Raw genomic sequence first — 1390 nt, 5'->3', positions numbered from 1 at the left:
GGGCGGAAGCCCGCGCGCGACGGCCGCCCACGAGCCCGCGCGCCGACCGTGTGCGAGCCCGCACGCGGGCCGTGTGCGAGCTCGCGCCGCAGGCCGCGGAACGCGTCCCTCCCGCGCCCCGTCCGCCCGTACCCAGCTCGTCCCCGGGAGCATCTGTTCCATTGGCCAGTACAGACGCCTCGACCAACGCAGGCAGCACCGCAGGGCACCGCGCCGGAGGCTCCGCGCGCGGGCCGTCCATGGTCCCGCAGGGGCCGGCGAGGCTCGCGCTGATCGCCGTCACCACCGCCGTCCTCGCGCAGACCTTCCGGTTCGCGCTGCCCCAGCTCGACCACTTCGCCGACGAGGCGGGCACGGCCGTGGCCGCGCCCGTCGTGCTGGCGATCTTCCTCGCCGGGTTCCTCGCGCCGCTGGTGCGGCGCGCGGCCGGGCCGAGCGGGCTGCTGGCGACCGGCGTCGGGGCGCTGCTGCTGGTGCGGCTGCTCGCCCAGGCCCTCACCCCGCAGACCTGGCTGGCGCTGGTCGGCGTCGCGGTTGGGGCGCTCGCCGTCACCGCCCTGTACGAGGGCGCGCGCGGGCTGTCGGGCGTCGGGTTCGCCACCGCGGCCGTCGCGGGCCTGTCGGTCGACACCGCCGTCCGGGTCGCGTTCGCGACGTGGGACCCGGTGTGGCGGTCCGGGATCGGGCCGTGGCTGGTCTGCCTGGTGTTCGTGGCGCTCGGCGCGCTCGCGCTGTACCGCGAGCTGGCGTCCGGCGCGGTCGAGGCCCCCGGGATCTCCTGGCGCGACGCCCTGGGCGCGGCGGCGTTCGGGCCGTTCATGGCGCTGCAGGTGCTGGTGCTGTCCAGCCCCGCGTTCGTCGCCTCGTCCGGCTGGCGGTCGCTGACCATGGCGCACGTGATCGTGGTGGTCGGGCAGGGGCTGGCGCTGGCGTTCCTGGCGTCCGGGCTGGCCGTGCGCGCGGTGCCGGGCGGCGTCGCGGTGCTCGGCGGGACGCTGCTCGGCGTCGGCGCGGCCGCGGTCGCCGGGACCTACGCGGTCAACGGCATCGAGGTCGTCCCGGTCGTGGTCGTCGGGCAGGTGCTCGCCGCGTGGCTGCTGGCCGTGGCGTCCCGTGCCCCGCTGCGGCGGGCCGGGCACGGCGGCGCGGTCTGGCGGATCGACGTCGGCGCGGCCCTCGGCGGGCTGCTGGTCGGCGTCATCCTGATCTCCTACCAGGTGAGCGCGCTGCAGCCGCTGCCGTTCCCCAACAACGCGCTCCCCGGTGTGGCCGGGATCCTGCTCGGCGCGCTGGCCGCGATCACCGCCGCGCGCGGCGGGCCGCTGCCCGCGCGGGCCCCGCAGCGGGCCCTGACGGCGGGCGGCGCGGCGGCGGTGCTGCTGCTCGGCAC

At 78.3% G+C, this 1390-nt stretch carries 1 pseudogene; it reads left to right on the top strand.

Going from position 1 to position 1390, the window contains the following annotated elements:
- Positions 1-161: 161 nt before the first annotated feature.
- Positions 162-1390 (top strand): annotated as a pseudogene (locus AB0J52_RS40690) (endonuclease/exonuclease/phosphatase family protein); the annotation flags it as partial.

The sequence above is a fragment of the Spirillospora sp. NPDC049652 genome (assembly GCF_040675125.1).
In the GTDB taxonomy this organism is placed as follows: domain Bacteria; phylum Actinomycetota; class Actinomycetes; order Streptosporangiales; family Streptosporangiaceae; genus Spirillospora.
This window is presented reverse-complemented; position numbering and strand designations above follow the sequence as displayed.